We start from the raw sequence: 26,641 nt of genomic DNA, 5'->3' as shown, positions 1-26,641 counted from the left end.
CACCGATTTTCTTAAGTAACGCTTGCAGGTGGTCACCATTAGCGTGTCGCATTTAATTTAGAGAGTAACCATGAAAGACCTCACTCGTTATCGCAATATTGGCATTTTCGCTCACGTTGATGCTGGTAAAACGACCACAACTGAACGCATCCTGAAACTGACAGGCAAGATCCACAAAATTGGTGAAGTACATGAAGGTGCGGCAACGACAGACTTCATGGAACAAGAACAAGAGCGTGGTATCACCATTCAGTCTGCTGCAACAAGCTGCTTTTGGAACGACCACCAACTGAACATCATTGACACTCCTGGACACGTTGACTTCACTATTGAAGTTTATCGCTCGCTCAAGGTGTTGGATGGTGGCGTTGGCGTGTTTTGTGGATCAGGTGGAGTCGAGCCGCAGTCTGAAACGAACTGGCGCTATGCAAACGACTCTGAAGTCGCCCGCATTATCTACATCAATAAGCTCGATCGCACGGGTGCCGATTTCTTCCGTGTTGTCAAGCAAGTGAATGACGTTCTGGCTGCCAAACCGCTGGTTATGGTGCTACCAGTTGGCGTGGAAGAGAAGTTTTCGGGCGTAGTCGATCTGCTGACCCGCAAAGCCTGGATCTGGGATGAATCCGGCGATCCGATGAACTACGTGATCAAAGATGTACCTGCGGATATGGTCGATCAGGTCGAAATGTACCGCGAACAGCTCATTGAACTTGCTGTTGAGCAAGACGATGAGGTCATGGAAAAGTACCTGGAAGGGGAAGAGCCTGACATTGATACCTTGAAGCGCTGTATCCGCAAGGGCACCCGCGATCGAGCGTTCTTCCCCACCTACTGCGGCTCGTCCTTTAAGAATAAGGGCGTGCAGTTGGTGCTGGACGCTGTTGTGGACTATCTGCCCAACCCAATGGAAGTTAAGCCGCAGCCTGAGGTCGATCTAGAAGGTAATGAAACAGGCACGTTTGCTGTTGTCGATCCAGAGAAGCCGCTGCGCGCACTTGCGTTCAAAATTATGGACGATCGCTTTGGTGCCCTGACCTTCACGCGGCTCTACTCCGGCAAGATCACTAAGGGTGACACTATCCTCAATACCTTTACGGGTAAAACCGAGCGGGTCAGCCGACTGGTGGAGATGCACGCTAATTCGCGTGAAGAAATCGACTCGGCTCAAGCGGGCGACATTATTGCGATCGTCGGTATGAAGAATGTCCAAACTGGTCACACTCTCTGCGATCCCAAAAATCCTGCGACTCTAGAGCCAATGGTCTTCCCTGAACCTGTGATTTCGATCGCGGTCAAACCTAAGACCAAAGGTGGCGAAGAAAAAATGGGGATTGCCCTCAGCAAGATGGTGCAGGAAGATCCTTCGTTTCACATGATGACGGATGAAGAAAGCGGCGAAACCATCCTTAAAGGTATGGGTGAACTGCATTTAGACATCAAAGTTGACATTCTTAAGCGCACTCATGGCGTCGAAGTCGAAGTGGGTAAACCACAGGTTGCCTACCGCGAGTCGATTACCAAGCGTCTCGAAGATGGCTACATCCACAAGAAGCAGTCTGGTGGTTCAGGTCAGTATGCCAAGATTAACTACATCATTGAACCTGGCGAACCGGGCAGTGGCTTTCAGTTTGAGTCAAAGGTGACAGGAGGCAGCGTTCCAAGAGAATACTGGCCCGCTGTTGAAAAAGGCTTTGAAAGCTGTATCGAAAAAGGTGTTCTGGCTGGCTTCCCCTGCCTAGACTTGAAGTTCACGCTGACAGAAGGTGGGTTCCACCCAGTTGACTCGTCAGCAATGGCGTTTGAAATCGCTGCCAAAGCTGCGTATCGGCAATCTATTCCTAAGGCTGCCCCGCAGTTGCTTGAGCCGATTATGAATGTGGATGTGTTTACGCCAGATACCTACATGGGTGATGTCATTGGCGATCTCAATCGTCGTCGTGGCATGATGAAATCGCAGGAAACTGGCGCAACGGGTGCCCGTATTAAAGCGGATGTGCCGTTGAGCGAAATGTTTGGCTACATTGGTGACCTGCGTACGATGACCTCTGGGCGAGGTCAGTTCTCTATGTCGTTCTCTCATTACTCTCCATGCCCAAGCAACATTGCTGAAGTGGTCATTAAGGAGGCAAAAGAACGTCAAGCTGCCGCTTCGTAGTGTTGAAGGTATACCTTTGATGTAAGAGGGATAAGCAGGAATCAGAAGCTAGAGGTCAAGGTGATTGAACCTATCTAGCTTCTGGTTCCTTAATGCTGTTTTTGTTTTAACCGGGTGCGTCTAGAGTCTTGTGCGCCGTTTGCGCGACCGCATGTACCAGTAGCCTTAATCCATTCTCTCAGTATTACTTCCCCCGTTCGTTCGCTCTAAATCAGGGTGATGAAAACGGGGGATAGTCTTGCAACGCTTTCAATTTACTCTACCTAGCAGTTTTGCTATCAGCCCGACATCGCGCAGGACTTTTTGGTGTGTGATGATCCAATTTTTCGGCAGTTTGTCGCTATAGGTTTGCTATGGGTTTGTCTTCTCTGCCCACAGAAGTTATTTTGAGCCACTCCTGCTCAACGCTAGGGCATTTGTATTTAGACTGTAATCCTCAACCCGGAGCCTGTCTGGAATGGGAGGGGCAGACCTACTTGATCCTAGAGCGTAGACATCGCTATCAACTGCAGTCGGGGCGCTACCATCTGCATAAAATCGCGCTTTATGTCCAGACGTTTGAGGCATTAGCAGAGGAAAGCTTTAACGATGGGCAAGGGGGGATCGGCGATCGCTCTTGTCGGTATAACGCTCACTCGGCACTGCTTCGGTGTGCTGTTAAGCCTAGTGGACCGTGCGATGGCTGCACTGATTATCAACCCGTTGCGATGTCATAAGCAGTAAAGGCTGTTAATGACATCCAAGCTTGGCTCGTTCTTAGTGTGCAGTTGTTGCGCCCAAGTAGAGTTCGCCAACTTTCGGGTCATTCAGCAGGTCGATACCGCGTCCCTCAAAGCGATCTCGCCCTGCTTCTAAAACGTAGCCCCGGTCTGCCATCTCCAACGCCTTACGGGCGTTTTGCTCTACAAGGACGATCGCGGTACCGCTCTGATTAATGCGTTTAATCTGCTCAAAGACACTGTTAACCAGAATCGGTGACAATGCTGCCGATGGTTCATCCAGCAACAGCAGGCTTGGTTTGAGCATGAGCGCTTTGCCCATTGCTAGCATTTGCCGTTCACCACCTGAAAGCGTGCCTGCCCGCTGACGACGACGACTTGCCAGCGCTGGAAACGTGGTGAAAATTTCATCTTTGAGGGTTTGCAGCGGCACCTTATGTACAAAAGCCCCCATTTCCAGGTTTTCTTCTACCGTGAGCGATCGAAACACGTTGGCGATCTGGGGAATGTAGCCCATGCCAAGCTGCACAATTTGGTCAGGCTTCAGCCCTGCAATGCTTTTGCCTTTGAAGATCAGGCTACCCGTATGCGGAGCCAGTAGCCCAAAAATCGTTTTTGCCAGAGTCGATTTGCCTGCGCCATTCGGACCAATGACAGCAACCAATTCACCAGGATAAAGCTTGAAATTTACCCCTTGCAAGATGTCCAGATCTTTGATGTAGCCAGCAAAGACATTTTGAACTTCGAGCAAGGGATGAGAGTCAGGCATGAGAGGGTGAGGGAGGCGTAGGGGAAGCAGGGGGAGTAGGGGGAGTAGGGGAAGCGAAGAGAGTTTTGGCTGTTGACCAAAACTCAAAACTCAAAACTTTATTCTGGTGTTTCTTGCAAGCTAGGGCGTTCTTCGGGGACGATCGCTCCCTCCACAGGACAGACCTGCAAACAAATGCCGCAATCAATGCAGGTTGCAAAGTCAATCCAGTACCAATCAGTGCCTTTAGTATTTTTACTAGGACCAGGATGGATGCAGGCAACAGGGCAGGCATCCACGCAGTCGGCAACGCCCTCGCAGATATTTGTAACGATCGTATGCGACACAGTGTTCTCTCTAAAAGTTGGGGTTTTTCGGTCGTTGATTGTGGGAAAGAAAGATATTCACAACCAGTAGTTAGTCACTCTGCAATTGCTGGCTGACGGGTTCAGTCACAGTTTTGCCATCGGGCTTCACCCAGGCAACCTGAGCGATGCGACGACGACGGGCATACTCGTGAATAGCAGCGGCATCGCGACCGCCCAGGTCTAATTCGACGGTCGGAGCAGTGGGAGAGTCGCGCAACGTTTGAGCATGGGCGAGAGCCGCCGTGTAAGCCTGTGGGCTATCGGGCACAATGAGCCAGTCACTGGTGGTAGTTTGCTGGGGTAACTGCCCTGTCGGCAACAGAACTTGATGCAGATGCTCAATCTGTAGGGCAAAACCAATACCAGGATGAGTCTGTCCTTCAGGATGATACAGACCCAAAAGCTGATCGTAGCGACCGCCTTGCCCTAGCACTTGTTGTCCTGTTGTGCTGGTGCTGACAACTTCAAAGACAACGCCTGTGTAATAGTCCAGGGTACGGATGAGGCTGAGGTCGAGGATAAGGTTGTCGGCTGGGGGAACGGCAGGATCGGGACGATCGCTCGTTTGAAGCAAGTCCACCAATGATTTTAAGTTGTTGACGGCTTCCTGTTGAGAGGCATCTAAGTCGATTGTAGCGAGGCGTTGCAGCACGTCAGCAGGTCGTCCACGTAGGTCGAGCAGCAGCATTGCCCGTTCGCGCAGTGCTGGCGACATAGGGAGTGCTTCTAGCGTGAGTCGATCGAGCCTGGCAATTGCCTGCCTGACCTTATCGCGTAGGGCGGTAGGAAAGATCGAAAGGAGCGATCGGGTGAGTCCAGCTTCGCCCAAAATCACTGACCACTGCTGCAAGCCTAAGTTGCGAAGACAGTCCAGCACTAGCAGCAACACTTCTGCATCTGCCAGCAGCCCACCCGCACCAACCAGCTCTACACCTGCCTGATAAAACTCCTGCTGCCGACTATAGCCGCCTTCTGACGCTCGTCGAAACACGTTGGCATTGTAGTAAAGACGCAGGGGATGGGTAGAGCCTGCCATCCGGGTAACGGCGGTACGGGCGATCGATGCCGTCAGTTCTGGACGCAGACCGAGCTGCTCATCGTCTGCCTCTTGGAGTTGGAGAACGGTCGATCGTTGGATAGCTCCGCCTGCCATGAGAGTATCCAGCCGTTCTAACGTCGAAGTGATGATGCGGTGATAGCCCCAGCGCTGAAACACCTGCTGGAGGCGGTCTTCAATCCAACGCTTTTGAGCTACATCCAGAGGTAGTAAATCTCTGGCACCCGCTGGGGGTTGATATACCATTACTTTTTCTTCCCGCCAAACAGACCAAATAGACCACCACCTGACTTGTCATCCTTCTTTGCTGACGTTGCTTTTGGTGGAGATGCCTTAGCCTTTGCAGCCGTGCCAGCTCCTTTGCTAGCCGGATTTTGAGCACCCTCTAACTGCTGTTTGCCTTGCTGCGCCATTGGATCTTCCGGGTCGAGCTGCAATGCTTTATTGAAGTGAATCTTTGCCATTGTCCCTTGATTTTGCTTCAGGTAAATCATACCCATTAAGCTATGACAACGACTGTTATTAGGGTCAGCTTGAAGCGCATCGCGTAATTCCAGGGTTGCCTGAGCGAAATTACTCTTGGCAACATATGACTCGGCGCGACGATAGTATTGGTCAGCCTGCGATTCGCGCGGTGGTGGTGGGGCAGGGGCAGAAGCCTGCGACGATCGTACTCCCACACCGGAATCAGGGATATTGCTGCCTGTGTACAGTACTTTTTTCTCCCCTGTTTTGAGTTCACCTGTTGACTCTTTACGCATCAGATAAACCAGATTTAACTCGCTCAACTGAGCCGTTATTTCCAGCATCTGGTCTAATTCCTCATACTGCCTGGATGCCAAATCTTTAAGTGATGTCGCATAGAAGTGATCAGGGTTAGCAGTGGTAGAGAGCTGTTTTGCCAGGTTGCCGAGTTCTAGCTCGCTCTGCTGTCTTAGCCCTTGCTGCCCTTTGAGCTTCAGCATGATCATGTATTCACTGCGATCGCGTTCCTGCGAGAGTTTTTCCCAGGCGGGGTTGACCAGCTTCGACAACAGCTCGCTTGCCTGCTGCCGTGCTGCTTCCGTTTCAGAAGCCGCGCTGTCTGGGTGTAGTCGTCGAGCAATTTTGAGGTATCGCTTACGAATATCTTTAATTTCAGCATCCACAGCTACTCCCAAGATGGCGTGATTGTCTGTGAAGTCTAGAAGAAATAGTCCGCGCTCAATTTGGAAAGACATGGTGCAACCCGCTTGCCTGCCGTGAGAAATTCCTTCTAGTGTAATACCCACTGGGCAAGCTGAATGCTAGCGTAGCGTACCAAACTGACGAGAAAGAAAAGCTAGGTCTGCTGTTTTGATACCAATTTAATTTTTTGTTTATAAGAAATATGGCAGGCGGTAAAACCCATTCCTGCTCCCTACTCCCTACTCCTTACTCCCCACGCTGCTAACGGCGGCACATCCTGCAATGCCTGGCTCAAACTGATATGAAGCGGTCCGTTGGTTGCCAGGATACGTCCAGAACTAATGTTAAGTGGGCTGCGATCGTATGCTGTCACGGTGCCCCCGGCTTCTTCGACCAGCACGATCCCGGCTGCCATATCCCAGGGCGATAGTCCACGTTCCCAGTAGCCATCGAGGCGACCGCAGGCGATGTATGCTAAATCCAGGGCAGCAGAACCGCTACGCCGTACGCCCTGGGTGAGATGGGTTAAGTGACAAAATTCAGCGTAGTTGTTGTCCGTGGTTTGGCGACGATCGTAGGCAAAGCCCGTGACTAGCAAACTTTTCTCTAGTGCAGCTGTGTCTGACACGCGGATGGGACGACGGTTGCGTGTAGCTCCGAACCCTTTGGCAGCACGAAACAACTCCTCCCGAAACGGATCAAAGATTGCCCCCACTTGCGGTATGCCGTCAATGAGCAGTCCGACTGAAACGGCTGAAGCAGGGTACTGGTGAGCATAGTTAGTGGTGCCATCGAGCGGGTCGATCGCCCACAGATAAGCACTCTCTTGATTGCCCAACGAACCTGATTCTTCCGCCAGGATTTTGTGATCAGGTACATGACGATGCAAAATCTGCAAAATCGCGGCTTCGGCTGCTTTATCTGCTTCTGTCACTAGATCGCCGGGGCGACCTTTCTCTTCGATCGCCTCCAGGTTCCCCCAGTAATCTTGCAAAATGGCACCCGCTGCTAGCGCGGCTTCTGTAGCAACATCAAGAAAAATTTGGAGCTGGTTAGAATCAGAAATCATATGGCAGATAAGGAGTAGAGGGTTACGTTCATTCGGCTTTCAGCTTTTTTCCAACTGCCTACTGCTTATTGTCTCTTTTCGTAACCAATAAAGATGCTTTAGCTTCTCACTTTCTCACTCTTCTCCGCTACCGCCGCCGCTGGCTGCGAAACTCTGCTGGGCTGACTCGCATGGACTGATCGGCATTCCAGATGCCCAAACCTAAAACTCTAGCGCGCTCTTGGGCACGGGCAAGCCGTTGATCATACTTACTATTGGGCAGATGCGGTGTCGCTAACGCATAGCCGTCTGCGACTAACGCTTCGTTGAGTAGTACGCTGCCTTGCCAAACGTAAGCCAGTCGCCGCCCGATCTCATCACGTGGTTCAGCATCGGTTTCCAACCGCACTGTCTGGTGAAACAGGCGTTTTTCTAAGTGAGCTTTTGCTGCTGTGCCCCAGGGTTGTTGCCCAACATCAGGCACGTCGATTCCTTCTAACCGAATGCGCTCGGTCAGATCAGGTTGGGTCGGTACGCCTGCCACTTCAAACTCTCGTCCATTCAAGATTTGCTTGACTTCAGCATGAAAACCTTGTGACGAAGCCGCAGGCTGACAGCCAGTAAGGAAGATTAAAACGGCAAGCTTAAAAATTAAGCTTTTCCAGCGTACCCAAGCAACCCCTTTTGCATCGTCCATACTCTAGTCTTCATCTAGCGGCAGTCCTGCTTTTATTTTGCCCTTGCCAAAGTAGCGACCAAACTGAAGCTCGTAAACTTCATCTTCATCTTGAGTTTCGACCTCAAGGTCAGAGCGAGCATAGCTGACACACAGCAGCGCATAGCCTTGTTTCTGAAGCTTGGGCGATAAACCCATTGCTTCCGGCTGATAAAGCTCTCCAGTGATGACGCGTACCGCGCAGGTAGTGCAGGCACCGTTGCGGCAGGCAAAGGGCAGTTCTATACCTTGTGCTTCCGCTGTGTGCAAAATGTAGCGATCGTCCGGTACCTGCACGCTGTGGAGTTGATTGGTGCGACGATCGCGAATACGGACAGTGTAGAAATGCGCCATAGCTTAAGCGTTAAGATTGCTGCTGATCAACGATTGGTTTTAGAAGCCGAGTGAACGCACGTTAGCTTGCAGCTTTGACTCGACTTTTTTGGAGAAGCAAGCCATAGCTTTGAACGTTCCCCTTCTCTTACCAATCCCATGTCTAAAGTTTACCTGGTTCTGCTAGGATAATAATTCTGTGACTGATGACACAGCACAGCGATGTGGAGAGATGGCCGAGTGGTTGAAGGCGCAGCACTGGAAATGCTGTTTAGGGCAACTTAACGAGGGTTCGAATCCCTCTCTCTCCGTTCTTGAAATTTATACACAGAGGTGGTTTCAGCTTTTTCGGAAAGTTGATATACCTACTAAATAAGGCTTCACGCCCTCAATACTTTTTGATCATGTGTCCGTTGATTGCAGTTGAGGCTTTTTAGCTGTCTGTCTATCACATATCAATTGGCGCAGCAGCAATGAGAAGGACAGCTTATGCTAGGGGCGATCGCAGGCGACATCATCGGTTCCATTTACGAATTTGCGAACGTCAAGACAAAGGACTTTCCGCTGTTTAGCGATCGCAGCGCCTTTACAGATGATTCCATTCTGACGGTGGCGATCGCGGATGCCATTTTGCACAACGGCGATTATCGTCAGACCTTGCAAGCATACGTCCGCCGCTACCCCAATCCAATGGGCAGCTATGGCGGCAGATTTTCTGCCTGGGCAGCGTCAGATGCCTTAGAACCCTATAACAGTTGGGGCAACGGTTCTGCGATGCGAGTCAGCCCCGTTGGCTTTGCCTTTAATGATCTGGAAACCGTGTTGCAAGTGGCAAAAGACACGGCTGAAGTGACCCACAACCACCCGGAGGGCATCAAAGGGGCACAGGCAACGGCAGCCGCGATCTTTTTGGGTCGTACTGGACATGGTAAAGCGGGCATCAAAGCCTATATTGAGACGCAGTTTGGCTATAACCTGGATCGAACGGTCGATACGATTCGCCCAACGTATCGCTTCAATGAGTCTTGCCAGGAAACCGTACCAGAAGCGATCGTTGCCTTTCTAGACTCTACTGATTTTGAGGACGCGATTCGCAATGCAGTGTCTTTGGGGGGCGATACCGATACACTCACCTGCATTACGGGTGGCATTGCTGAAGCCTTTTATGGCGATGTCCCAGCGGCGATCGCGCAGGAAACGATCGCTCGACTCGATCGACATTTGAACGGCATTGTCGAAAAGTTCGCGACGCAGTATGGCAAAAACCCTTAGCAGGCAAATAGACTAGTAGACGGCTAGAGTAGAAATAATTGCAGGTAAAGTGCTAGCTGAACAGGACTGCTGGCGGTAAACAGGCTTTCCTACACTAGCCTTCGCTGCCGCGCAGACCTTGACCTACACGAAACCTGAGTATAATGACCAACTCACAACTCGTAAACTTTTACTTAGGGCAGAGTCCTGATACAGAAGGGCGCAAAATCGAGAGCATTTGGGCGTGGGATGATATGTGGCTGGAACACGAGCATACCTATATTCAGTGGCTCTTCCCGCTTACTGAAAAGAGCCGCTTTAATCCAGACGCTCCTGTGCTAACTAAGGTCGATATTGAGACATTTAACGCGAGTGACGACCTCAAAAACCGTTTGCTCAAGTCATTCAAGCATCTATTGCGGTTTTACGGCTTGCAGTATGCTGAAGACAATGGTGCAATTAGCGTTACAACGGCTGAAACGTTTCCAGCGCGACGAGAGAACTGGTTGAACTGGGGCAACCACAATCACCTTCGCATCACTAGAATTTTGACTAGCTTACGACTGCTAGGGTTGGACGCTTACGCGCAAGCCTTTTTCCAATGTCTCACTCAGATTTATAAGACTACATCTGATGCAATCGATTCGCGTAGTTACGCCTATTGGAAAGATGCTGTCAGCAAAGTGCTGTAGTGCTTCAAGGTTGCGTTAAGTGGTATGGAGTCTCTAAGCACAAACATAGACCTGAATTTGGTTGTGCTTCGTTCTGTTGATCTAGAAAGAGCACTCCGTTTCTATGCAGCATTGGGGATAGCGTTGTCTCGTGAGCAGCATGGCTCTGGACCAGAACATCTAGCCGCTACGATCGGTACGCTTGTGCTAGAAATTTATCCACAGGGTAGTGCAAACAAAACGCTAGGAGTTCGTCTTGGCTTTCGGGTCAAATCTTTGGTGACGACGATCGCACGTTTGCAGGCGATTAACGGCGTGATTGTATCGCCAATGCAGGAGAGCCAGTGGGGGTTACGGGCTGTGGTCTCTGATCCAGATGGACATCAGCTAGAGTTGGTTGAAGGGAACCGCTAGCTACTTTACTAAACTGTTAGCGATCAACCGTCAAATATGTCTGTAACTGCTGATTGCGTTGATTGGTGAGTCGCGTTAAGCATTGATTACGTGCTGCGTTGCCACCGCCGCTTGCCTCAAAGCCACAGGCAGAGTCACGAAAAGCAATCCAGGCAAATTGGGCGGTTGCTAGTTTGCGTTTGCGATCGGGTTCTAACCCTTGCCTGAGTTTTTGGTAAAGCTGATTAAGCTGACGATCGGCTATTTTATAGCTGACACCACTCGTACGCTGCCGTCCGGACAGATAGGCTTTCAAATCAGTGGTGCGCTGTTGTGTCACATGCCCTTTACACCCTGAGACGATCATGGGTTGCATCGAGCCGCCTTCTACCAGACTACCCACAAAGGTGCATTCCATATCGCGAAATTTAATCCAGCGCAGTTGAGCATCGGTCAGCTTTTGGCGGCGCATGGCGGAAAGATTAGGCATTAGCGCTTGATAAGCGCGATTTAAGGCGCGATCGGCTGCTTCATATCTCAAGTCAGTACAGAGGTTCATCACTGTCTGGGTTGGAGGGTTGTTGCAATCGGGTTGCTGGGCAATAAGCGATTCTCCCTCAAAGAGGCTCTGCCAAGGCGCTGATAGTAACGTGTTTGCAGCCAGTTGGGTTGCCTGACTGAGGACGATAACACTAGCTAGACCAGCCAGAGCGGTGTAAAGCCCAAAGCGATTGATAGACGTTGACATAGACGTTGGCAGAATGATGACATTGTGTGGTGGCAACAGACTGCTTCAACAGGTGTCAGAGCAATTCCCGACGCAGGCAGAGCGCGATCGCGTAAAGAGATATGTGCAGGTGGCAGTTCTAAGCATTCTGTGTCAAACCTGGTTTTAAATAGTAGTAGGGTTTTTGTGCCAGTTGGAGCCGTCCGCGACCAAACGCGGTTACACTCCAGTAAGCTTTAAACCGATCATTTTCTAGCTGCGATTTGAGTTGAGCCTATGAAGTCCTATCTGGCGGCTGCTGTGCAAATGACCAGCCTGCCTAATCTCGAAAAAAATCTAATTCAGGCAGAAGAATTAATTGACCTGGCGGTGCGTCGGGGCGCTGAACTGGTTGCTTTGCCAGAAAACTTCTCGTTTCTGGGTGACGAACACGAAAAACTGGCTCAAGCAGAGACGATCGCCGCTGCCAGCGAAAAATTTCTCAAAACGATGGCGCAGCGCTTTCAGGTGACGTTACTAGGCGGCGGTTTTCCAGTGCCCGTCGGTAACGGCAAGGTTTACAACACAGCGTTGCTCATTGACCCCAGTGGAGCAGAATTGGCGCGATACGAAAAAGTGCATCTGTTTGATGTCAACGTCCCCGACGGCAACACGTATCAGGAATCAGGCACTGTGCTGGCAGGTATACAACTACCACCTATGCATCCGTCTAAGGAACTCGGCAACCTGGGGCTATCAGTTTGTTACGATGTCCGCTTTCCAGAGCTTTATCGTCATCTCGCGCAAATGGGTGCAGAAGTGTTGTTTGTTCCTGCTGCCTTTACGGCGTTTACAGGCAAGGATCATTGGCAGGTGCTACTACAAGCACGGGCGATCGAAAACACTTGCTACGTTCTGGCTCCCGCTCAAACGGGACGACACTACGCCATGCGCCAAACCCACGGACATGCAATGGTGATCGACCCCTGGGGCATGGTGCTAGCCGATGCTGGGAATGAACCGGGCGTGGCAATCGCGGCGATCGAACCCTCTCGGTTAGAACAAGTCCGTCGTCAAATGCCCTCTTTGCAGCATCGGGTCTTCCTCTAGAGGTTAGCCGTGTTGCGGAAGATGTAAGCGCAAAACGCTTGTCTGCCACCGTTCAGGCAACGGCTTACGAACTAAACAACGTCCCTTTCGCCACTTACACCACTTAACCTTCTGCCATAGAAACTGTACATTGGGAGGGAAAAATTATTTCCAGAGCCAATGGTAGATTGCATGACTTGGTTAATGGTTCCAGCCGCAACCGACAAGGCTAGCTGGTTAGGCACATCGCTACTGGCAGCAGTGGAGGCGGGTGCTGTTGCCAGCGAAGTGGAGGCGAGTAACGGCTCTCTGGTTTTAGCTGGAGTGCTGTTAAGCCTGGTTGTTATCTTTTTGGCAAGCAAAATCGGTGGGGAACTGTGCAACCGCATTGACCTGCCGCCTGTGCTGGGAGAGCTGGTAGGTGGTGTGGTGGTTGGGGTGTCGGTACTGAATCTGCTGGTGTTTCCAGAGGGGGGCGAAGACGGTAGCCACTCGCTGATTATGAGCCTGATGCAGATGACGGCACACCTTAGCCCAGCCGCACTTACGTCTGTATTTGAAGCACAGAGTGAGGTCATCTCCGTTCTGTCAGAGGTAGGGGTGATCATTCTGCTGTTCGAGATTGGCTTGCAGTCTGATTTGAAGGAACTGCTGCGGGTCGGACCTCAGGCAACCGTTGTGGCAGTCGTTGGCGTTACGGCTCCGTTTGCTCTCGGAACAGCTGGACTGATCGTGATCTTTGGTATTCCAACCGTGCCTGCCATTTTTGCTGGAGCCGCCTTGACAGCTACGAGCATCGGCATTACAGCCAAAGTGCTAGCAGAAATGCAGCGTCTAAGTACGCCCGAAGGTCAGATCATCATCGGTGCGGCAGTGATGGATGATGTGCTGGGCATCATTGTTTTAGCAGTGGTCGCCAGCCTTGCAAGAGATGGCAAGGTGGAGCCAGCCAATGTGGCTTACCTGATTTTTAGCGCGGGTGTCTTTTTAGTCGGCTCAATTTTAGTCGGTCGCTTCCTCAGCCCGTTTTTTGTGGCGTTAGTAAATGGGATGAAGACGCGGGGGCATTTGTTACTGGTTTCCCTGATTTTTGCGTTCATCCTTGCGTATATTGCCGCAGTCATTCAGCTAGAAGCGATTTTAGGTGCCTTTGCAGCAGGACTGGTATTGGCGGAAACGGAGAAACAGCGAGAGCTAGAGGAAAAAGTTCTCCCGATCGCCGATATGCTAGTGCCCGTCTTTTTTGTTGTTGTTGGCGCTCGCACTGACTTGAGCGTGCTGAATCCGCTGGTGCCCGAAAACCGCGCCGGGTTAATCATTGCTACCTTTTTGCTGGCGGTTGCCATTTTTGGGAAGGTGATCACGGGGTTCAGCGTTTTTGGGATGCCAGGCATCAATCGGTTGGCGATCGGCGTTGGCATGATTCCTCGTGGTGAAGTGGGTCTGGTGTTTGCCGCAGTAGGGTCTGAAAGCGGTGTCCTCTCCAAGCCCTTAGAAGCTGCCGTGATTGTGATGGTGATTTTGACTACCTTCATGGCTCCACCGTTGCTGCGTGTTGTGTTTAGCCAATCCGATCAGGCTACTGCTACAGCTCTGGGAGTGCAAACAAATCCGTCTGTCACCTTAAATCCAGGTTTGGTCGATTTAGAGAATGTAGAGCCAAAATCGGAGTAGCGTAGAAAATCCGATCGCACAATTCACACATCGGTTATATTCTTACAGACGTTTCGTGTCGTAGATGTTACCGCTACCCATCGCTGACCGCTCAGAACGCTTAGTGATGACAGCTTTTCGCGCTCACAAAGCTAAATGCTGGCACTTTCGTTGACAAACTTAGATCACTGCCTTGAAACGCAACTGTTCATCGTGGAGCATTCAGAACGGAGGTTAACGACTGGCGATCGTGTCACTGTGTGATGGCAAAGCACTGTCATGGTATGCCTGGTGGATCTCATAAATGGGAAAAACCTTAGACATGAAACTAAATCGCTGCCGTCGCGTCAGGCATCTGTACGCGTCGCTTAGCCACTAACGGCAGTAAGGCGGTTCCACTTAAAAACAACCGGATTAGTTGTTTGGCATAGCGGAATGGTTGAATAGAAGGCTCTTAACATCAGCCACTGCTTGAGAACAGTGCTGATAGTCGTTGGCTCTCATTGGGTAGAGATACTGTCACCTAATGCCTAGGTCGCGACTGCTGGTTGTTCAGCCGCCTTGAAGGTGCGATCGGCACCCATTTAAGCGATCGTCCCCGTGTGAGGAGAATTGGTTAGAAAAGAATCCTTGGCTGATGTTCAGCTCTTTGAGAAATTGACGATACACCGTGAAACATCTTCCCCATTTTCTGCTCACTGCTACTTCTCTCTTGCTCCTTGCGGCTCCAGCGCAAGCCTCGCGGCTAGAATCCTGGCGATTTGACTCGACCAACAATCAGTTGGAATTCACGACTGATGAAGATGTGCAGCCTAAAGCACAGTTAATTTCTGATCCTACCCGTCTGGTGATTGACTTGCCAGGGGTTATCCTCGGTCGTCCTGCCTCTACGCAGTCCTATGGCGGTGCTATTCGCTCGGTGCGTTTGGGGCAGTTCGATCGTAGTTCGGCACGGCTGGTAGTAGAACTGGCTCCTGGTTATACGATCGACCCCAATCAGGTACGTTTTCGAGGTATTACAGCGCGTCAGTGGACAGTGCAGCTACCAACGCCCCAACTGGTATCCACAGGCGTAGCCACTCCCCCAATTGGCCGCTTGCCTGGCAGTACCAACCAGACGGGCAGCACTCAAATACCAGGCAGCACTCAAATACAGAGTGTACGGGTCACGCAAGATGGTATTTTCGTGCGTACCAATGGTGGCTCACCAAAGCTGGATGTGCGCCGGAGCAGCGATCGCGGTCAAATTACAGTGGATGTAGAGGGCGCAACCATCGCCCTGGCTGCGACACGCGATTTGCTAGTCAACCGTCTGGGCGTTAACCGCATTACGCTTAACCAACAGCAAGCCTCACCGCCTGTTGCCCGCATTACGCTCAGTGTCGATCGCTCCAGCCCCGACTGGCAAGCGTCCGTCAGCAGTGCTGGTGGTTTAGTGCTACTGCCGTCCGGTCCTGTTGCAGCCGGTGGCGTTAGTCGTCCGTCAGCCAATCTTCCTGCTGCGGCTCGTCCGGGTACATTGGCAACGATCGAATCCGTCGCGCTAGAAAACAACGACACCCAGCTAATTGTCCGTGCTAATCAGCCGTTGCGATACACCACCGGATGGGATCGAACCACAGGTGCGTATCGCGTCACGATTAATGCCGCCCAGCTAGCCAAGAATGTTAAGGGACCGCAGCTTCAGGCTTCTAGCCCTGTACTTCAACTGCGGCTGCGCCAGGAAACTGCGAATACGGCTGTTATTCTAATCACACCTGCGTCTGGCGTGCAGATTAACGACCTGAATCAGCCGAGCCAGCAAACGTTAGCGCTACAACTTCAGCGTAATCGCCCGTCTGTTGCCCCATTGCCCAATCCCTCTACTGCCAGCATTCCTGTCCCTACGCCGCCTCGCACTAACCCCTTACCGCCCCGAACAAGTCCTCCTAATCCCGTCATTCCTAGAGCAACGAATGGGCGACCCGTTATCGTGATCGATCCGGGGCATGGGGGACCTGACCCAGGCGCGATCGGCGTAGGTGGGCTGCAAGAAAAAGGCGTTGTGCTAGATATTAGTCAGAAGGTCGCCACTATTCTTGAACAGCAGGGCATACAAGTCGTCATGACACGCAGCGACGATCGCGATCTTGACTTGGAGCCTCGTGTGCAACTGGCGCAACGGGTTGATGCCACGGCGTTTGTGAGTATCCATGCTAATGCCATTAGCTTGAGTCGACCAGATGTTAACGGTCTGGAAACCTACTACTATCAGAGCGGTTTGGATCTAGCACGCTCGATCCACCAAAGTGTGTTGGAAGGCACAGGTGTCCCAGACCGGGGTGTGCGATCATCTCGCTTCTACGTGCTGCGCCGCACTTCGATGCCGTCTGTACTGGTAGAAGTTGGCTTTGTCACCGGGCGAAATGATGCTGCTAGACTGGCTGATCCAAACTTTCGCAACCAGATGGCAGGGGCGATTGCCCGTGGCATCTTGCGGTATCTGGGGCGTAGTTCCTAAACTTTGCAAAAAACAGAATTTGTGAGAATTTGGGGCTTGGCGCGTAATAAGTGACTGCTTTAGTAATTGGATTACCTCGCAGCCTTCGAATAATAACTAAAAGCTAGCCAGCTTAGCCGCAATTAAAGTGTTTGTATGAGTAGGAGGTGTGTGGAGTGTCAAGTAAACGTTTCGCAGATAGCCAAGCCAGCATAGGTCAAAGTTCTGCCCCCATCGGGTTGTTTGATAGCGGTGTCGGTGGTCTAACAGTGCTGCGCGAAGTGTATCGTCAGTTGCCCTCTGAGTCAGTCATTTACTTCGGCGATACAGCGCGGTTGCCCTATGGGAAGCGATCGCCCGCCGAAATCTTGCAGTACGTCCGGGAAATCCTGACCTGGATGGAGCAACAGGGCACCAAAATGGTCATTATGGCGTGCAACACCAGTTCTGCATTGGCGCTGGAAGCGGTGCGTTCCGAATTTAGTGTCCCTGTGTTAGGGCTGATTTTGCCAGGAGCCAGAGCCGCCGTGCAACAGGGGCGCCGCATTGGTGTCATTGCTACCCCTGCCACTGCTGCTAGCCGAGCCTATAGCCGCGCCATTCTTGAAATTAATGCAGACACCGAGGTGTGGGAAGTAGGCTGCCCTGAATTTGTGCCGTTGATCGAAGCTGATCGACTGCATGACCCGTATACGACTGCGATCGCCCAAGCGTACCTCGAACTACTTCTTCAGCAGCAAATTGACACTCTCGTCTACGGCTGTACCCACTATCCTTACTTAGCGCCCATCCTGCGTCAGCTCTTGCCAGCCAGCGTCAAACTAGTTGATCCTGCCGTTTCAGTCGTTGCTGCTGCGGCTCAAGAGCTAGATTTACTCGCGCTTAGAAATCTCCGCCTGCCGACACCCACTCGCTTTTGTGTCAGCGGTTCCCCACAGACATTTAGCCAACTGGCAGCACCCTGGTTAGGCTATACGCCGATCGTCGAATCAATCGTTCCGGCTCAGTTAATTGCTCAAGCGCCTATTTTAGAAGCCATTGATTAAACCCTTTGCGATCGCTGAATGAGCAACTTCCCGCGCCAATGCTGACTGCTTCAAAACAGCATCGGCAGTGTGTTTAACCTCTACTAAGTAGACGCAATAAATGATCGTGCTGTGCAACCGTAAACCGCTTACCTGTCATCGCCTCGTTGTATTGGGAATGAGGCACAGCTTTCAAAGCAATCACACTTACCTCAAAAATGAGAGAACTACCTATGTTAGAGACAGCACTTCGAGTTTTTCTCCAGTGCAAGTAATGCAGAATGGAACTGAACGTTGGCTGAGCCGCACTGCTAAAAGCTTAATCTGCAAAATGCTTATAACCCATGCTGACACGACGTTGGACTCTCTGCACAAGCCCTTTGACAAATGGTTGCTTTTTGCGAAAGCAGCGTTTGAGCATACTGACAAGCTTGCTCAAACGCGACAAAAAGGAAGTTTTATGTTCTAGAGGTCGGTAGTTTAGCTTAAGATAGATGGAGAATAGTTAAAGTTTCGTAATCTTATCATCTCGCCTGAGTCGGACATCCATGACCTCAGCTACTTCCTTATTTTCTCCTGTCGAAGCAGATTTGCAGGCGTTAACGGACAACCTCAAGAACCTCATCGGGGCACGCCATCCGGTTTTGTACGCCGCCGCCGAGCATCTCTTCGGAGCGAAGGGAAAGCGAGTCAGACCCGCGATCGTGTTTCTCGTTTCGCGTGCCACTATGCTCGACCAGGAGATTACGCTTCGCCATCGGCGGTTAGCTGAAATCACTGAGATGATCCACACAGCAAGCCTGGTTCATGACGATGTTGTAGATGAATCAGAACTGCGTCGCGGTGTGCCAACTGTTCATAGTAGCTTTGGCAACCGGATTGCTGTGCTAGCAGGCGATTTCTTATTTGCTCAATCATCCTGGTATCTGGCGAATCTGGATAACCTGGAAGTGGTCAAACTGCTGTCACAGGTCATTATGGATCTGGCAGAAGGTGAAATTCAGCAGGGGCTGAATCGCTTTGCGACCAGCCTGTCAATCGATGAGTATTTGGAGAAAAGCTACTACAAAACGGCTAGTTTGCTTGCCAACAGCGCTAAAGCTGCTGCGACTTTGAGTGAGGCTCCCCCAGCGCTTGCAGAGGATTTATTTCACTATGGTCGCCATATTGGGCTAGCCTTCCAAATTATTGATGACATTCTGGATTTTACAGGTTCGACAGACGCGCTAGGCAAACCAGCCGGCTCTGACCTGAAAAGTGGTAACTTAACAGCGCCCGTCCTTTATGCTCTTAAAGAGAAACCCTATTTAGAAGCCTTGATTGAGCGCGAATTTGCCCAAGCAGGTGACTTAGAGCAAGCGTTACTGCTGGTACGCGATAGTCAGGGTATTGAGCAATCGCGAGCGCTAGCAACTCAGCATACACGCAGCGCGATTGAGCATTTGTCTAACCTACCACCATCCGAATCACGGCAGGTTTTGGTAAAACTGGCAGACTATGTTCTGAGCCGTCTCTACTAGCCCCTAGCCCGCACTGCTGCTAGTACTACTCTGAGAAAGTGCCGCCAGGAAAGGGTTGCTTGTAAATTTGTAAAATGCTGTGCCAGTCGCAATAAATTTGGGTGGCGGGGAAACCAAAGTGGTAGTGGTCTAAGCCGAAATGGTGCTCGTAGCACTGCTTTTTGTGGTTGCTCAAACAGGTACGCATTGTGTACGACTCCACGTCCGGACGCAATGGTCTCTAGTGAGTTTTCTGGAAACGCCCCCCACGGTAAGGCACCCAGCGAAAAAATAACGCCTGACCAGACATTGACCCCAATCGCGCCATAGCGTAGTCGGTCGATCGCCGTCTCAACTTCAGTATTCCACTTCGCCTGCGTTTGCGAATCGACTAGCAGCGTGCAGGACAAATTGCCCCAGACCTGCTTATTCACAAAGTCAACTGCCTGCGTCAAGAAGACTCCTGTGTTGGCGGCATCCAGGCTTACGTCTGCCAGCACTCCACAAAACGCCTCTTGGGTAAGCGCATACTCCCCGGCATTAGCTGGTATCCCTGGAATGACCGTCCACGGAATAACAGCGTTGTCCATCGGCTCATCCGAAGGCTTAAGCACGATCGCCTGCGGATACTGTGCTAAAAACGCTTGATAACGCTCTTGTGCACCGGGATAGTAAGCCACTCGTGTTGGCGTTTGAGCTAACTCTTGCCGCAACTGCGACCAAAAAGCGTCTCGTTGTGCCCAATTACTGGCTGTGATAACGACCTTTGCTGCGGCACAGTTGAAGCTAGCGTTGTGAGTCACCATACCGGCTATGTGTCGTGCTTGAAACGCCAGATCTGCCTCTGACCAGACACCTGGGATAACAATCACCGGAGTGACACAACCCAGCTCAGAGGTGATCGGTTTCGTCAGTAACGGTTGTTGTGCTGCCTTGCGCTGTGACTGCTCAACGGGTGTCGCGCCCCAGACGATCGCGTCATGGGTGTGGTGTGACCCTGTAATGTGAATGGTTTGAACCAGCGGATGCTGACAAAGATGGCAACCCAACTCGGCTCCTCCATAAACAATTTCAAGGAAACCATCCTGCCGCAATGATTGAAACGCCGTTTCTAGAATGACTCCCATGTACTCGTTCACAGGATTCATTTTGAGTAAGACGACAGCATCTTCAGCAAACAGCTTGTAAAGGGCATCAAGCGGTGCGATTGATGATACATTGCCTGCTCCCAGTACCAGCGCCAGGGTGCCAGCAGTTAGCTTTTGCCGATACACTAATCCTTGTGTTGGCAGTTGTCCCGGTTGTAGCCATACCTCTCCCCTAAAGCCAAGCCACAGCAAACGATCGATCACATTGTCGGGAAAGACCTGCGCGACCCATTGCCCGTTTCGCAAGTGCTGCTGTACGGGTGGCGGTTGCCCGTTTGCCTTTAGAGCCGTCATCAACGAGCGTAGATACGCCATCGTTGCGATCGGTCCAACAAACCATTCTTCTCCAGCTAACATTGCTGCTGGATCAATACCTTTGGCACGGCACGCCGCCGCCGCCCACGCTGGTGCTACTGCTTTCACATCCTCCAGGCAGCGTTGCAGACAAAGAATACGATCAGGAATACTAACGTGCAACCAGCGATCCTTACGCTCAGTAAGACGAGCAGCGATCGCATCTGCCTGCTCAAATGTTGTAGCGGTCACTGACATAACCTGCGCCTAGCGGGATTAGCAGTTACAGCGACAAAACCATTCAAAACCTCGGGAGTAGAGAGTGAGGAATCGGGAGTAGGGTAAAACTCAACACGCCTCATTCTTCATCCTTTAGACCTCATCCTCACTTCTCTGTCATCATCCACGACCCATCCCACTCCTCTGGTGGCGGATTTTTGAGCCAGTGCTGGCAGCGTTCCAGATGCAGGTTGGCAGATTTGTCGTCTTTGTCGATCTCCAGCACCATACCAAAGGCACCCATTGCCAGGGGGAATTTGCGATCGCGGTAGTGCTTTAGCCCAGTGCCGTAATACTCAATAATACGTTTTTTAGCGTCAGGGATAGGCTCTGATTGTAGCCCTACTAATTCGTAGACGGCGACAGGGCGATTTTTGCCTTTGACTTTGATGTAATCAAGTTCGCGCGTCCAGATGCGATCGGCACAGGGTTTGAATGTGTTCTCGCTAATTACAATATCAATGCCATATTGCTTACTGGCGCTTTCAAGCCGCGATCCCAAGTTAACACCATCGCCGATCGCGGTGAACTCCATCCGCTTACTAGAGCCAATATTGCCACTGATGACGCTATCAGAATTGATACCAATGCCGATTTTGATCGGTGGTTGGTTCTCAGCAAGGCGATCGGCATTAAAGAGTGTCAGGCGACGACGCATTTCGATCGCGGTTTGTACTGCCATCCAGGCATGGTCATCCAGCGGCAGCGGTGAGCCAAACACAGCCATAATGGCATCGCCAATGTATTTGTCGAGGGTGCCCTTGTGTTGAAAGACTGCATCCACCATCGACTCGAAGTACTTGTTGAGCATTTCGACGACAGCTTCGGCTTCCAGCGTTTCAGTCAGAGTGGTGTAGCTGCGGATGTCGGAAAAGAGGACAGTGACATCTTTGCGATCGCCGCCCATTTTTGCTGCATCAGGATTTTCGAGAAGCTGTTCGGCTAGCTCTTGAGTCATGTAGCGATACATCGTGCTTTTGAGCCGTTTTTCATCGCTAATGTCATCCATCACCACCAATGCACCCGATACCGTCGCCGCATCTTTGGCATCAGCGATCGTGTTGATCGAGATATTAATGCTGTGTTGCTCGTCACCCTTGTAAGGGTGCAAAAGCTGGTCGGGGTAGTATTGCTGACGGCTCTTTTCGTCTTTGCCACTCAACCCCGTCGCAAACCATTTGGTAAAGTCAGCTTTATCGAGCTTAATAAGGTCACTAACGACTTTGCCTTCAAGGGTGTCGCCCTCGCTGAGTCCAAGTAGTTTTTTGGCACTTTCATTCGCGGCGATAATGTTGCCCTTTTTGTCGGTCGAGATGACCCCGTTGCTGAGCGATCGCAGAATGTCTCGCTGCATCTGCTCTTGCTGCTTGACCGTCTCAAACAATTTGGCATTTTGCAGAGCGACACCCGCCTGGATGTTAAATGCCTGCATAAACTCCTGATCGTTACGGTTAAAGCTTGCTCTCCAGCAGTCTGGTGCTTCGGGGTAATTGGCAGGGTCATAGGCAGGATAGTCGCCCTGCTTTTTCTTGTTGATAAGCTGCGTTACGCCAATTAGTTCGCTGTTAGCGTTAAAGACGGGCATACAGAGGATGCTGCACGTTCGGTAGCCTGTTTTTTTGTCAGTATCTTTCGACGTTTGGGAGTTGGGATCATCGTACAGGTCGAAGGGGATAATGACAGGCTCACCTGTAGTTGCCACCTGTCCAGCAAAACCTGCACCCATAGGAATACGGAGTTCCTGAAGCACACCGTTAATTGGGATTTTCGTCCAAAGCTGGTCACGATCGCGGTCTATGAGCCATAGAGTACTGCGGTCTGCCTGCATCAGTTCTTGCGCTTCATCCATCACCTTTTTCAAGGTTTCCTGGAGATCGAGACTGCTCTGGCTAAGAGATTTGGTTGCCTTCATTAAGGCGGAAGCTGCACGTTGTTGCTGTGTCGCTTTGTAGAACGAGCGCGATGATTCAATAATCAGCCGAATCGAAGGCGCAAATTCTTCAAACACCTGCTCGTCTTTGTAGGTAAAACCATCGCGATCGATTTTTTCATCTAACGACGCATAGGGATCAAGGTCTTGCTTCAGCTTGTTGATCAACTGCACAACCGCAACCAGCTTACCAGTCTCATCCAACAACGGCATTGCTAGCATTGTGTAGGTGCGGTAGTGGTTCTTTTCATCAAACCTCCGCGCTGCTTCAGAACGATGATCGTCGTAGAAGTCGTAGGGAATATTCACAACTTCCAACTTGGTGGCGACTTCACCAGCGATCCCTACTGTGGCAGGAAGTCGTAGCTCTAGATTGTTGCCCCGTTCGTCTTTTGCCACGATCGCCCAAAGCTCGTTTTTGTCTTCGTCGAGCAAGTAAATCGTGGCGCGATCAGCGTTCAGTAGCTCACTCGTTTTGAGCGTAATAGAGCGCAGCATCTCCTCTAAAATCGCGTCAAACCCTTGTGCATCAAGCAAATTGTCCAGCATGGACAGGGTTTGATGTACGACCTGGAGCTTTTGCTCGACATCGTTAACTACTTCTTTAAATCTGTCCTTTGTCAGAGGAGCTAGAAAAGCACCAAAGCTACGCTTACCTGTGACAAGCGACCCTCCTGGTGAGTGTTTCTGTCCTGTTTCTAATAGCTCTAATGAATGGTTGCCACGATGCGGCGCAGGCTCGGCATACACTGATTCGACCTGAGCTGCTTCAATGTGGCTGCGATCGCTACCTGCTTGACGGCTAGTGACGCTTTTGTTAAGCGCATCGGGCGTCATTGAGACAATTTCCACCTCTCGGTGTGCAACGTCAATCGTGATGTCTCTAGGATTGGGATCAGGCAGATGCGGCGATCTAGCGTTCATAAGCACCAACTAAGGATTGAGAGTCAAAGCGTCTATACAAGTACAAGCCTCTAAAAGGACTATGTGCCAATGCCGCAGTCAAAGGGCTAATGTAGTGGTCACGCAGGTTGACCTTAAAACTACTTTAGCCTGCATAATCTGCACTCTAAATCTAGGATGATTCTGGCACTATGGCATAAGAATGTGTGTACTGACGCTTACCGTTATGCGTATTGCTTAACTAGCTCTTCTTGTCAGAATGCCCCATAGCAGCCATCTTTGATCACTAAAGCGCTCACAGGTTGCAGTTGAGGTAAGAGATAGAAAATAACGGTACAGACACAGTCACTTCGGTAATCTCATCTGTCTCAGTAGTGTTCTCACTAACTTCAGTGGACTTTAATCACTGTATATTGTCAATTGTAAGCAAATATCCTTTAGCGGGAGACGGTTAAGATGCAAAGTCCTGGAGTATTCGATCCCGATAAACGTAAGCTGCTGTCGGCTCTAAGTCATGGGTCAATTTTTCTAAGTGGCTTAGTGATCTCTATAGCCATCCCGATCGCTGTTTTGTTTGTCTCTGATGATCCTGTGGTGAAGGACAACGCTAAAGAAGCCATTAACTTCCACTTCAATGTGTGGTTGTATGGCTTGATTCTTGTGCCGCTCTCGTTTATTACCCTTGGTTTAGCTGGGGGCATTTGGTGGCTAGTGCATTGGGGTTTGACGCTCTGGGCAATCTCTCACAGCCTCAACAAGCCTGACCAAGCATTCCGTTATCCATTCATTTTCCGGCTGCTTTAATGACTTTTACAGTTTTGGCTAGAACACTTAACGGGTAGCATCAACAAGCAAAATTGCCGCAAAAAATAAATTGCCCCCCAGGTGTAGTGCTGAAGGGCAACGGAGACAGTTAAACGCTTATGGACAGTCTCAGGGGCTTTGAGGATGAGCATGAGATTGAATGTGACGGTTTCTACAGTGTCCCTCACATGATGCCCTCTCAAGTCATGCTGGTTCTTGAGGCGTTGCAAATACCGTAACTGTACTTGGCTTTGGGCTAAACCATTTTACGATTGCTGTATCCTCATGCATTTCTTTAAGCAGCCAAACGGCTGCTTTTTTTATGCGTTAACGCGACTTCAAATAGCTAAACGCATAACCCATCCAAGACCTAAGCCCATGGATGAAAGAATTACGAGAATCCAGAAAGCTTGAGCTGTGCTGAACCCTAGTGTTTGCAGGTCAATTCTTGCCAACGCTTCACTTGCTAAAATCGTTGTAATGTGGAGAAAAAGTTTCAGCCAGAATAGAATAAGCGTTAGCATTCCTGCAATAACGCATAGAGACAAAAAAGCCACTGTGTCGGATTTGAACCAGCGAACAATGAAACGGCTAAAGCTGGTTAACGGCGATCGAAACGCGATCGACGCAACAATAATCCAAGCAAACGCTAGTGCTGCCCCGAAAAGATTTTCCTTTACTATTAGACGGCAAATACTTCGCGGCTGCACTGTTGCCGACAGCGTGCCCCTAGCAAGATCAAACGTTTGGTAGCAAGCTGAGGCTAGCCATGCCGGACTAGTCAGGTCTGGACTTGCTAACAACCAACCGAGCGAAGCATAGGCAACAAGCAGTAAGCCGAAGGAAACCCAGGGAAATTGTTTCTCCGATTCAGTATTCATGCAGTCTGACTAGAGCTGACGTTTTTCTAAGGTATCTTAAATTGACTTGTAACCGTTCTCTATCTTGATGTCAGAACACTTGTTACCTGCCAAAGTTTCCTTAGTTTAGAAAAGATTTAAGCCACGGATTGTATCCTATGAAATCCTATGAAAAGCTTGCTCCCGCTTTCAAAGCAGCGATCGCTAGTGGTCATTACTTGGATTCACAAATTACTTCTTAGCGCTACTCTTCTTGGCGCTACTTTTGGTTTTGCTACTTTTCACTTTGCGAGCTGAATCAGCACTGCGCGCACTATCCACTTTATTTGTGCTGCTGCGAATGGGTCGATCGCCACGAAGATCCTGTTCACGACGACGGCGATCGCGCCATTCTGCAAAAGTGAGATAACCAACACCACCACTGATAATGACCAGCAGCCCAAAGGTTATTAGAACGAGAACATTAAAAGCAGTAGTTTCCACGCTCGAGTTACCAACCTATCGTTCTGCCATACTAACAACGTCACACTAGAAGCCGTTGCGACCCCAGACGACGAGCGAGATAGAGAATGTAAATACTACCAACAAAGAAACCCAACCCAACGTCACAATATCCATGACCGTAGCACTACAAAACAACGTCAACGCTGATCATAGTGCAAAGGGGTACCTCTAGGCACGGTGTAGCAGAGAGATATTAGCTGATGGGCAACAGACAGGGGTGGACGTTTCGCTTTAGAATCAAATTTCTGGAACTTGCAAAGCTGCCCCATGACTGCACGGATGGAACGCGATGAATTAACCGAAACAGCGATCGCGCCCTTAAGCGCCACTACCTCTGTGTCAACCGAAACTCCGCTGGCTGAACGGCTAGAATCGGTCAAAGCCGGACTGATAGGAGCGCTGACAGCTAGTGTGATTTTTGGTGCGCTGGTACTGGCGCAGGGGTGGTTGTCGCTCCGTTTTGCCCAGTTTGCAGCATGGTCGCCTAGCGCAGATAGCTTAAGGCTGCTGATTGGTGGCGCGATCGCGGCTCTCTCTGGCTTCCTCTTTGGTATTACCTACCGCTATATCATCCGACAAGACCAGAATCCACACCTCAAATCTGGTGCTGTGCTAGCGTTTGGGCTGGTGCGTGGACTGGCACTGATGGAAGGGACGCTGCATGAGTCGATCGCCCTTTTACCAAGTGCTCTGCTGCCGCTAGTTCTCCTGGGCGCAGAAAGCCTCTTACTGTTTGCAGGGACTCGTCTTGTGCTAGATAGCGCCCTTGCCGACGGGTGGCTGAAGCCCTTTGGGGCACTCAACTCCAACAAGCGATGAAGCAGATGAGTGCTCAATCTC

At 50.7% G+C, this 26,641-nt stretch carries 26 protein-coding genes and 1 tRNA gene; 14 read left to right on the top strand and 13 right to left on the bottom strand.

The annotated features are described in order from the left end of the window. Window positions 1–70: 70 nt before the first annotated feature. The gene (gene fusA, locus H6F86_RS19455; protein ID WP_190450355.1) at window positions 71–2,158 is read left to right on the top strand and encodes an elongation factor G; all 2,088 of its coding nucleotides are present in this window, start codon (window positions 71–73) and stop codon (window positions 2,156–2,158) included. Window positions 2,159–2,511: 353 nt separating this feature from the next. Next, the gene (locus H6F86_RS19450; RefSeq protein ID WP_190450354.1) at window positions 2,512–2,874 is read left to right on the top strand and encodes a DUF6464 family protein; all 363 of its coding nucleotides are present in this window, start codon (window positions 2,512–2,514) and stop codon (window positions 2,872–2,874) included. A 40-nt stretch (window positions 2,875–2,914) separates the two neighbouring features. On the opposite strand, the gene H6F86_RS19445 is transcribed toward H6F86_RS19450, so the two are convergent. The 7 genes from H6F86_RS19445 to H6F86_RS19415 form a co-directional block, all read right to left on the bottom strand. Next, window positions 2,915–3,646, bottom strand: coding sequence for an ABC transporter ATP-binding protein (locus H6F86_RS19445; protein WP_190450353.1), 732 nt, complete (start codon window positions 3,644–3,646; stop codon window positions 2,915–2,917). Window positions 3,647–3,744: 98 nt separating this feature from the next. Continuing rightward, window positions 3,745–3,972 (bottom strand): 4Fe-4S dicluster domain-containing protein, encoded by a 228-nt coding sequence (locus H6F86_RS19440; RefSeq protein WP_190450352.1) that lies wholly within the window; start codon window positions 3,970–3,972, stop codon window positions 3,745–3,747. A 70-nt stretch (window positions 3,973–4,042) separates the two neighbouring features. Continuing rightward, entirely contained in the window at window positions 4,043–5,296 is a 1,254-nt protein-coding gene (locus H6F86_RS19435) for an ATP phosphoribosyltransferase regulatory subunit (RefSeq protein ID WP_190450351.1), read from the bottom strand. Beyond that, window positions 5,296–6,270 (bottom strand): DnaJ domain-containing protein, encoded by a 975-nt coding sequence (locus H6F86_RS19430; RefSeq protein ID WP_190450350.1) that lies wholly within the window; start codon window positions 6,268–6,270, stop codon window positions 5,296–5,298. The genes H6F86_RS19435 and H6F86_RS19430 overlap by 1 nt, the downstream gene beginning before the upstream one ends. Window positions 6,271–6,449: 179 nt before the next feature. Continuing rightward, entirely contained in the window at window positions 6,450–7,286 is an 837-nt protein-coding gene (locus H6F86_RS19425; protein WP_190450349.1) for an inositol monophosphatase family protein, read from the bottom strand. A gap of 127 nt (window positions 7,287–7,413) precedes the next feature. Continuing rightward, window positions 7,414–7,962 (bottom strand): thermonuclease family protein, encoded by a 549-nt coding sequence (locus H6F86_RS19420; protein WP_190450348.1) that lies wholly within the window; start codon window positions 7,960–7,962, stop codon window positions 7,414–7,416. A gap of 3 nt (window positions 7,963–7,965) precedes the next feature. After that, window positions 7,966–8,334, bottom strand: coding sequence for a 2Fe-2S iron-sulfur cluster-binding protein (locus H6F86_RS19415; RefSeq protein WP_190450347.1), 369 nt, complete (start codon window positions 8,332–8,334; stop codon window positions 7,966–7,968). Between the two features lie 205 nt (window positions 8,335–8,539). Between H6F86_RS19415 and H6F86_RS19410 the strand changes: the two genes are divergently transcribed. From H6F86_RS19410 to H6F86_RS19395, 4 genes are all read left to right on the top strand, one after another. Beyond that, window positions 8,540–8,624 (top strand) — tRNA-Ser (locus tag H6F86_RS19410). Between the two features lie 178 nt (window positions 8,625–8,802). Further along, window positions 8,803–9,585 (top strand): ADP-ribosylglycohydrolase family protein, encoded by a 783-nt coding sequence (locus tag H6F86_RS19405; protein ID WP_190450346.1) that lies wholly within the window; start codon window positions 8,803–8,805, stop codon window positions 9,583–9,585. A gap of 143 nt (window positions 9,586–9,728) precedes the next feature. Further along, window positions 9,729–10,256, top strand: coding sequence for an opioid growth factor receptor-related protein (locus H6F86_RS19400; protein WP_190450345.1), 528 nt, complete (start codon window positions 9,729–9,731; stop codon window positions 10,254–10,256). A gap of 63 nt (window positions 10,257–10,319) precedes the next feature. Beyond that, window positions 10,320–10,649, top strand: a complete 330-nt coding sequence (locus H6F86_RS19395) for a VOC family protein (RefSeq protein ID WP_199305385.1) — start codon at window positions 10,320–10,322, stop codon at window positions 10,647–10,649. A gap of 16 nt (window positions 10,650–10,665) precedes the next feature. On the opposite strand, the gene H6F86_RS19390 is transcribed toward H6F86_RS19395, so the two are convergent. Then, window positions 10,666–11,376, bottom strand: a complete 711-nt coding sequence (locus H6F86_RS19390) for a lysozyme inhibitor LprI family protein (RefSeq protein ID WP_190450343.1) — start codon at window positions 11,374–11,376, stop codon at window positions 10,666–10,668. 13 nt (window positions 11,377–11,389) lie between these two features. Here H6F86_RS19390 and H6F86_RS32890 point away from each other — a divergent pair, with 13 nt between their 5' ends. From H6F86_RS32890 to sds, 6 genes are all read left to right on the top strand, one after another. Beyond that, window positions 11,390–11,524, top strand: coding sequence for a hypothetical protein (locus H6F86_RS32890; protein WP_277881195.1), 135 nt, complete (start codon window positions 11,390–11,392; stop codon window positions 11,522–11,524). A gap of 107 nt (window positions 11,525–11,631) precedes the next feature. Continuing rightward, on the top strand, window positions 11,632–12,444 hold the full coding sequence (locus tag H6F86_RS19385; protein ID WP_190450342.1) for a carbon-nitrogen hydrolase family protein: 813 nt from the start codon (window positions 11,632–11,634) through the stop codon (window positions 12,442–12,444). A 171-nt stretch (window positions 12,445–12,615) separates the two neighbouring features. Next, window positions 12,616–14,097 (top strand): cation:proton antiporter, encoded by a 1,482-nt coding sequence (locus H6F86_RS19380; RefSeq protein ID WP_242033602.1) that lies wholly within the window; start codon window positions 12,616–12,618, stop codon window positions 14,095–14,097. Between the two features lie 649 nt (window positions 14,098–14,746). Beyond that, the gene (locus tag H6F86_RS19375; protein WP_190450341.1) at window positions 14,747–16,576 is read left to right on the top strand and encodes an N-acetylmuramoyl-L-alanine amidase; all 1,830 of its coding nucleotides are present in this window, start codon (window positions 14,747–14,749) and stop codon (window positions 16,574–16,576) included. A gap of 191 nt (window positions 16,577–16,767) precedes the next feature. Continuing rightward, window positions 16,768–17,601, top strand: coding sequence for a glutamate racemase (gene murI / locus H6F86_RS19370; protein ID WP_347240847.1), 834 nt, complete (start codon window positions 16,768–16,770; stop codon window positions 17,599–17,601). A 527-nt stretch (window positions 17,602–18,128) separates the two neighbouring features. Then, window positions 18,129–19,100, top strand: a complete 972-nt coding sequence (sds, locus tag H6F86_RS19365) for a solanesyl diphosphate synthase (RefSeq protein WP_190450339.1) — start codon at window positions 18,129–18,131, stop codon at window positions 19,098–19,100. On the opposite strand, the gene H6F86_RS19360 is transcribed toward sds, so the two are convergent. Next, window positions 19,097–20,773, bottom strand: coding sequence for an aldehyde dehydrogenase family protein (locus H6F86_RS19360; protein WP_347240711.1), 1,677 nt, complete (start codon window positions 20,771–20,773; stop codon window positions 19,097–19,099). The two genes, sds and H6F86_RS19360, sit on opposite strands and share 4 nt — an antisense overlap. Before the next feature lie 133 nt (window positions 20,774–20,906). Then, entirely contained in the window at window positions 20,907–23,654 is a 2,748-nt protein-coding gene (locus tag H6F86_RS19355; RefSeq protein WP_190450337.1) for an adenylate/guanylate cyclase domain-containing protein, read from the bottom strand. A 435-nt stretch (window positions 23,655–24,089) separates the two neighbouring features. On the opposite strand from H6F86_RS19355, the gene H6F86_RS19350 reads away from it, so the two are divergent. Continuing rightward, entirely contained in the window at window positions 24,090–24,437 is a 348-nt protein-coding gene (locus tag H6F86_RS19350) for a DUF4870 domain-containing protein (RefSeq protein ID WP_190450336.1), read from the top strand. A 338-nt stretch (window positions 24,438–24,775) separates the two neighbouring features. Here H6F86_RS19350 and H6F86_RS19345 read toward each other — a convergent pair whose 3' ends face one another. The 3 genes from H6F86_RS19345 to petN all read right to left on the bottom strand — a co-directional run bounded on the left by H6F86_RS19345 (window position 24,776) and on the right by petN (window position 25,915). Then, window positions 24,776–25,318, bottom strand: coding sequence for a hypothetical protein (locus H6F86_RS19345; protein ID WP_190450335.1), 543 nt, complete (start codon window positions 25,316–25,318; stop codon window positions 24,776–24,778). Window positions 25,319–25,528: 210 nt separating this feature from the next. Continuing rightward, window positions 25,529–25,780, bottom strand: a complete 252-nt coding sequence (locus tag H6F86_RS19340; protein WP_190451106.1) for a hypothetical protein — start codon at window positions 25,778–25,780, stop codon at window positions 25,529–25,531. 45 nt (window positions 25,781–25,825) lie between these two features. Further along, window positions 25,826–25,915: a cytochrome b6-f complex subunit PetN gene (petN, locus tag H6F86_RS19335; protein ID WP_190450334.1), complete on the bottom strand. Its 90-nt coding sequence runs from the start codon at window positions 25,913–25,915 to the stop codon at window positions 25,826–25,828. A gap of 153 nt (window positions 25,916–26,068) precedes the next feature. Between petN and H6F86_RS19330 the strand changes: the two genes are divergently transcribed. Next, a complete protein-coding gene (locus H6F86_RS19330) occupies window positions 26,069–26,620 on the top strand; it encodes a hypothetical protein (RefSeq protein ID WP_242033601.1) in 552 nt (183 codons plus the stop codon). Window positions 26,621–26,641: the final 21 nt, after the last annotated feature.

Source organism: Phormidium sp. FACHB-592, assembly GCF_014695795.1.
Taxonomy (GTDB): Bacteria; Cyanobacteriota; Cyanobacteriia; order Leptolyngbyales; family Leptolyngbyaceae; genus Stenomitos.
This window is presented reverse-complemented; position numbering and strand designations above follow the sequence as displayed.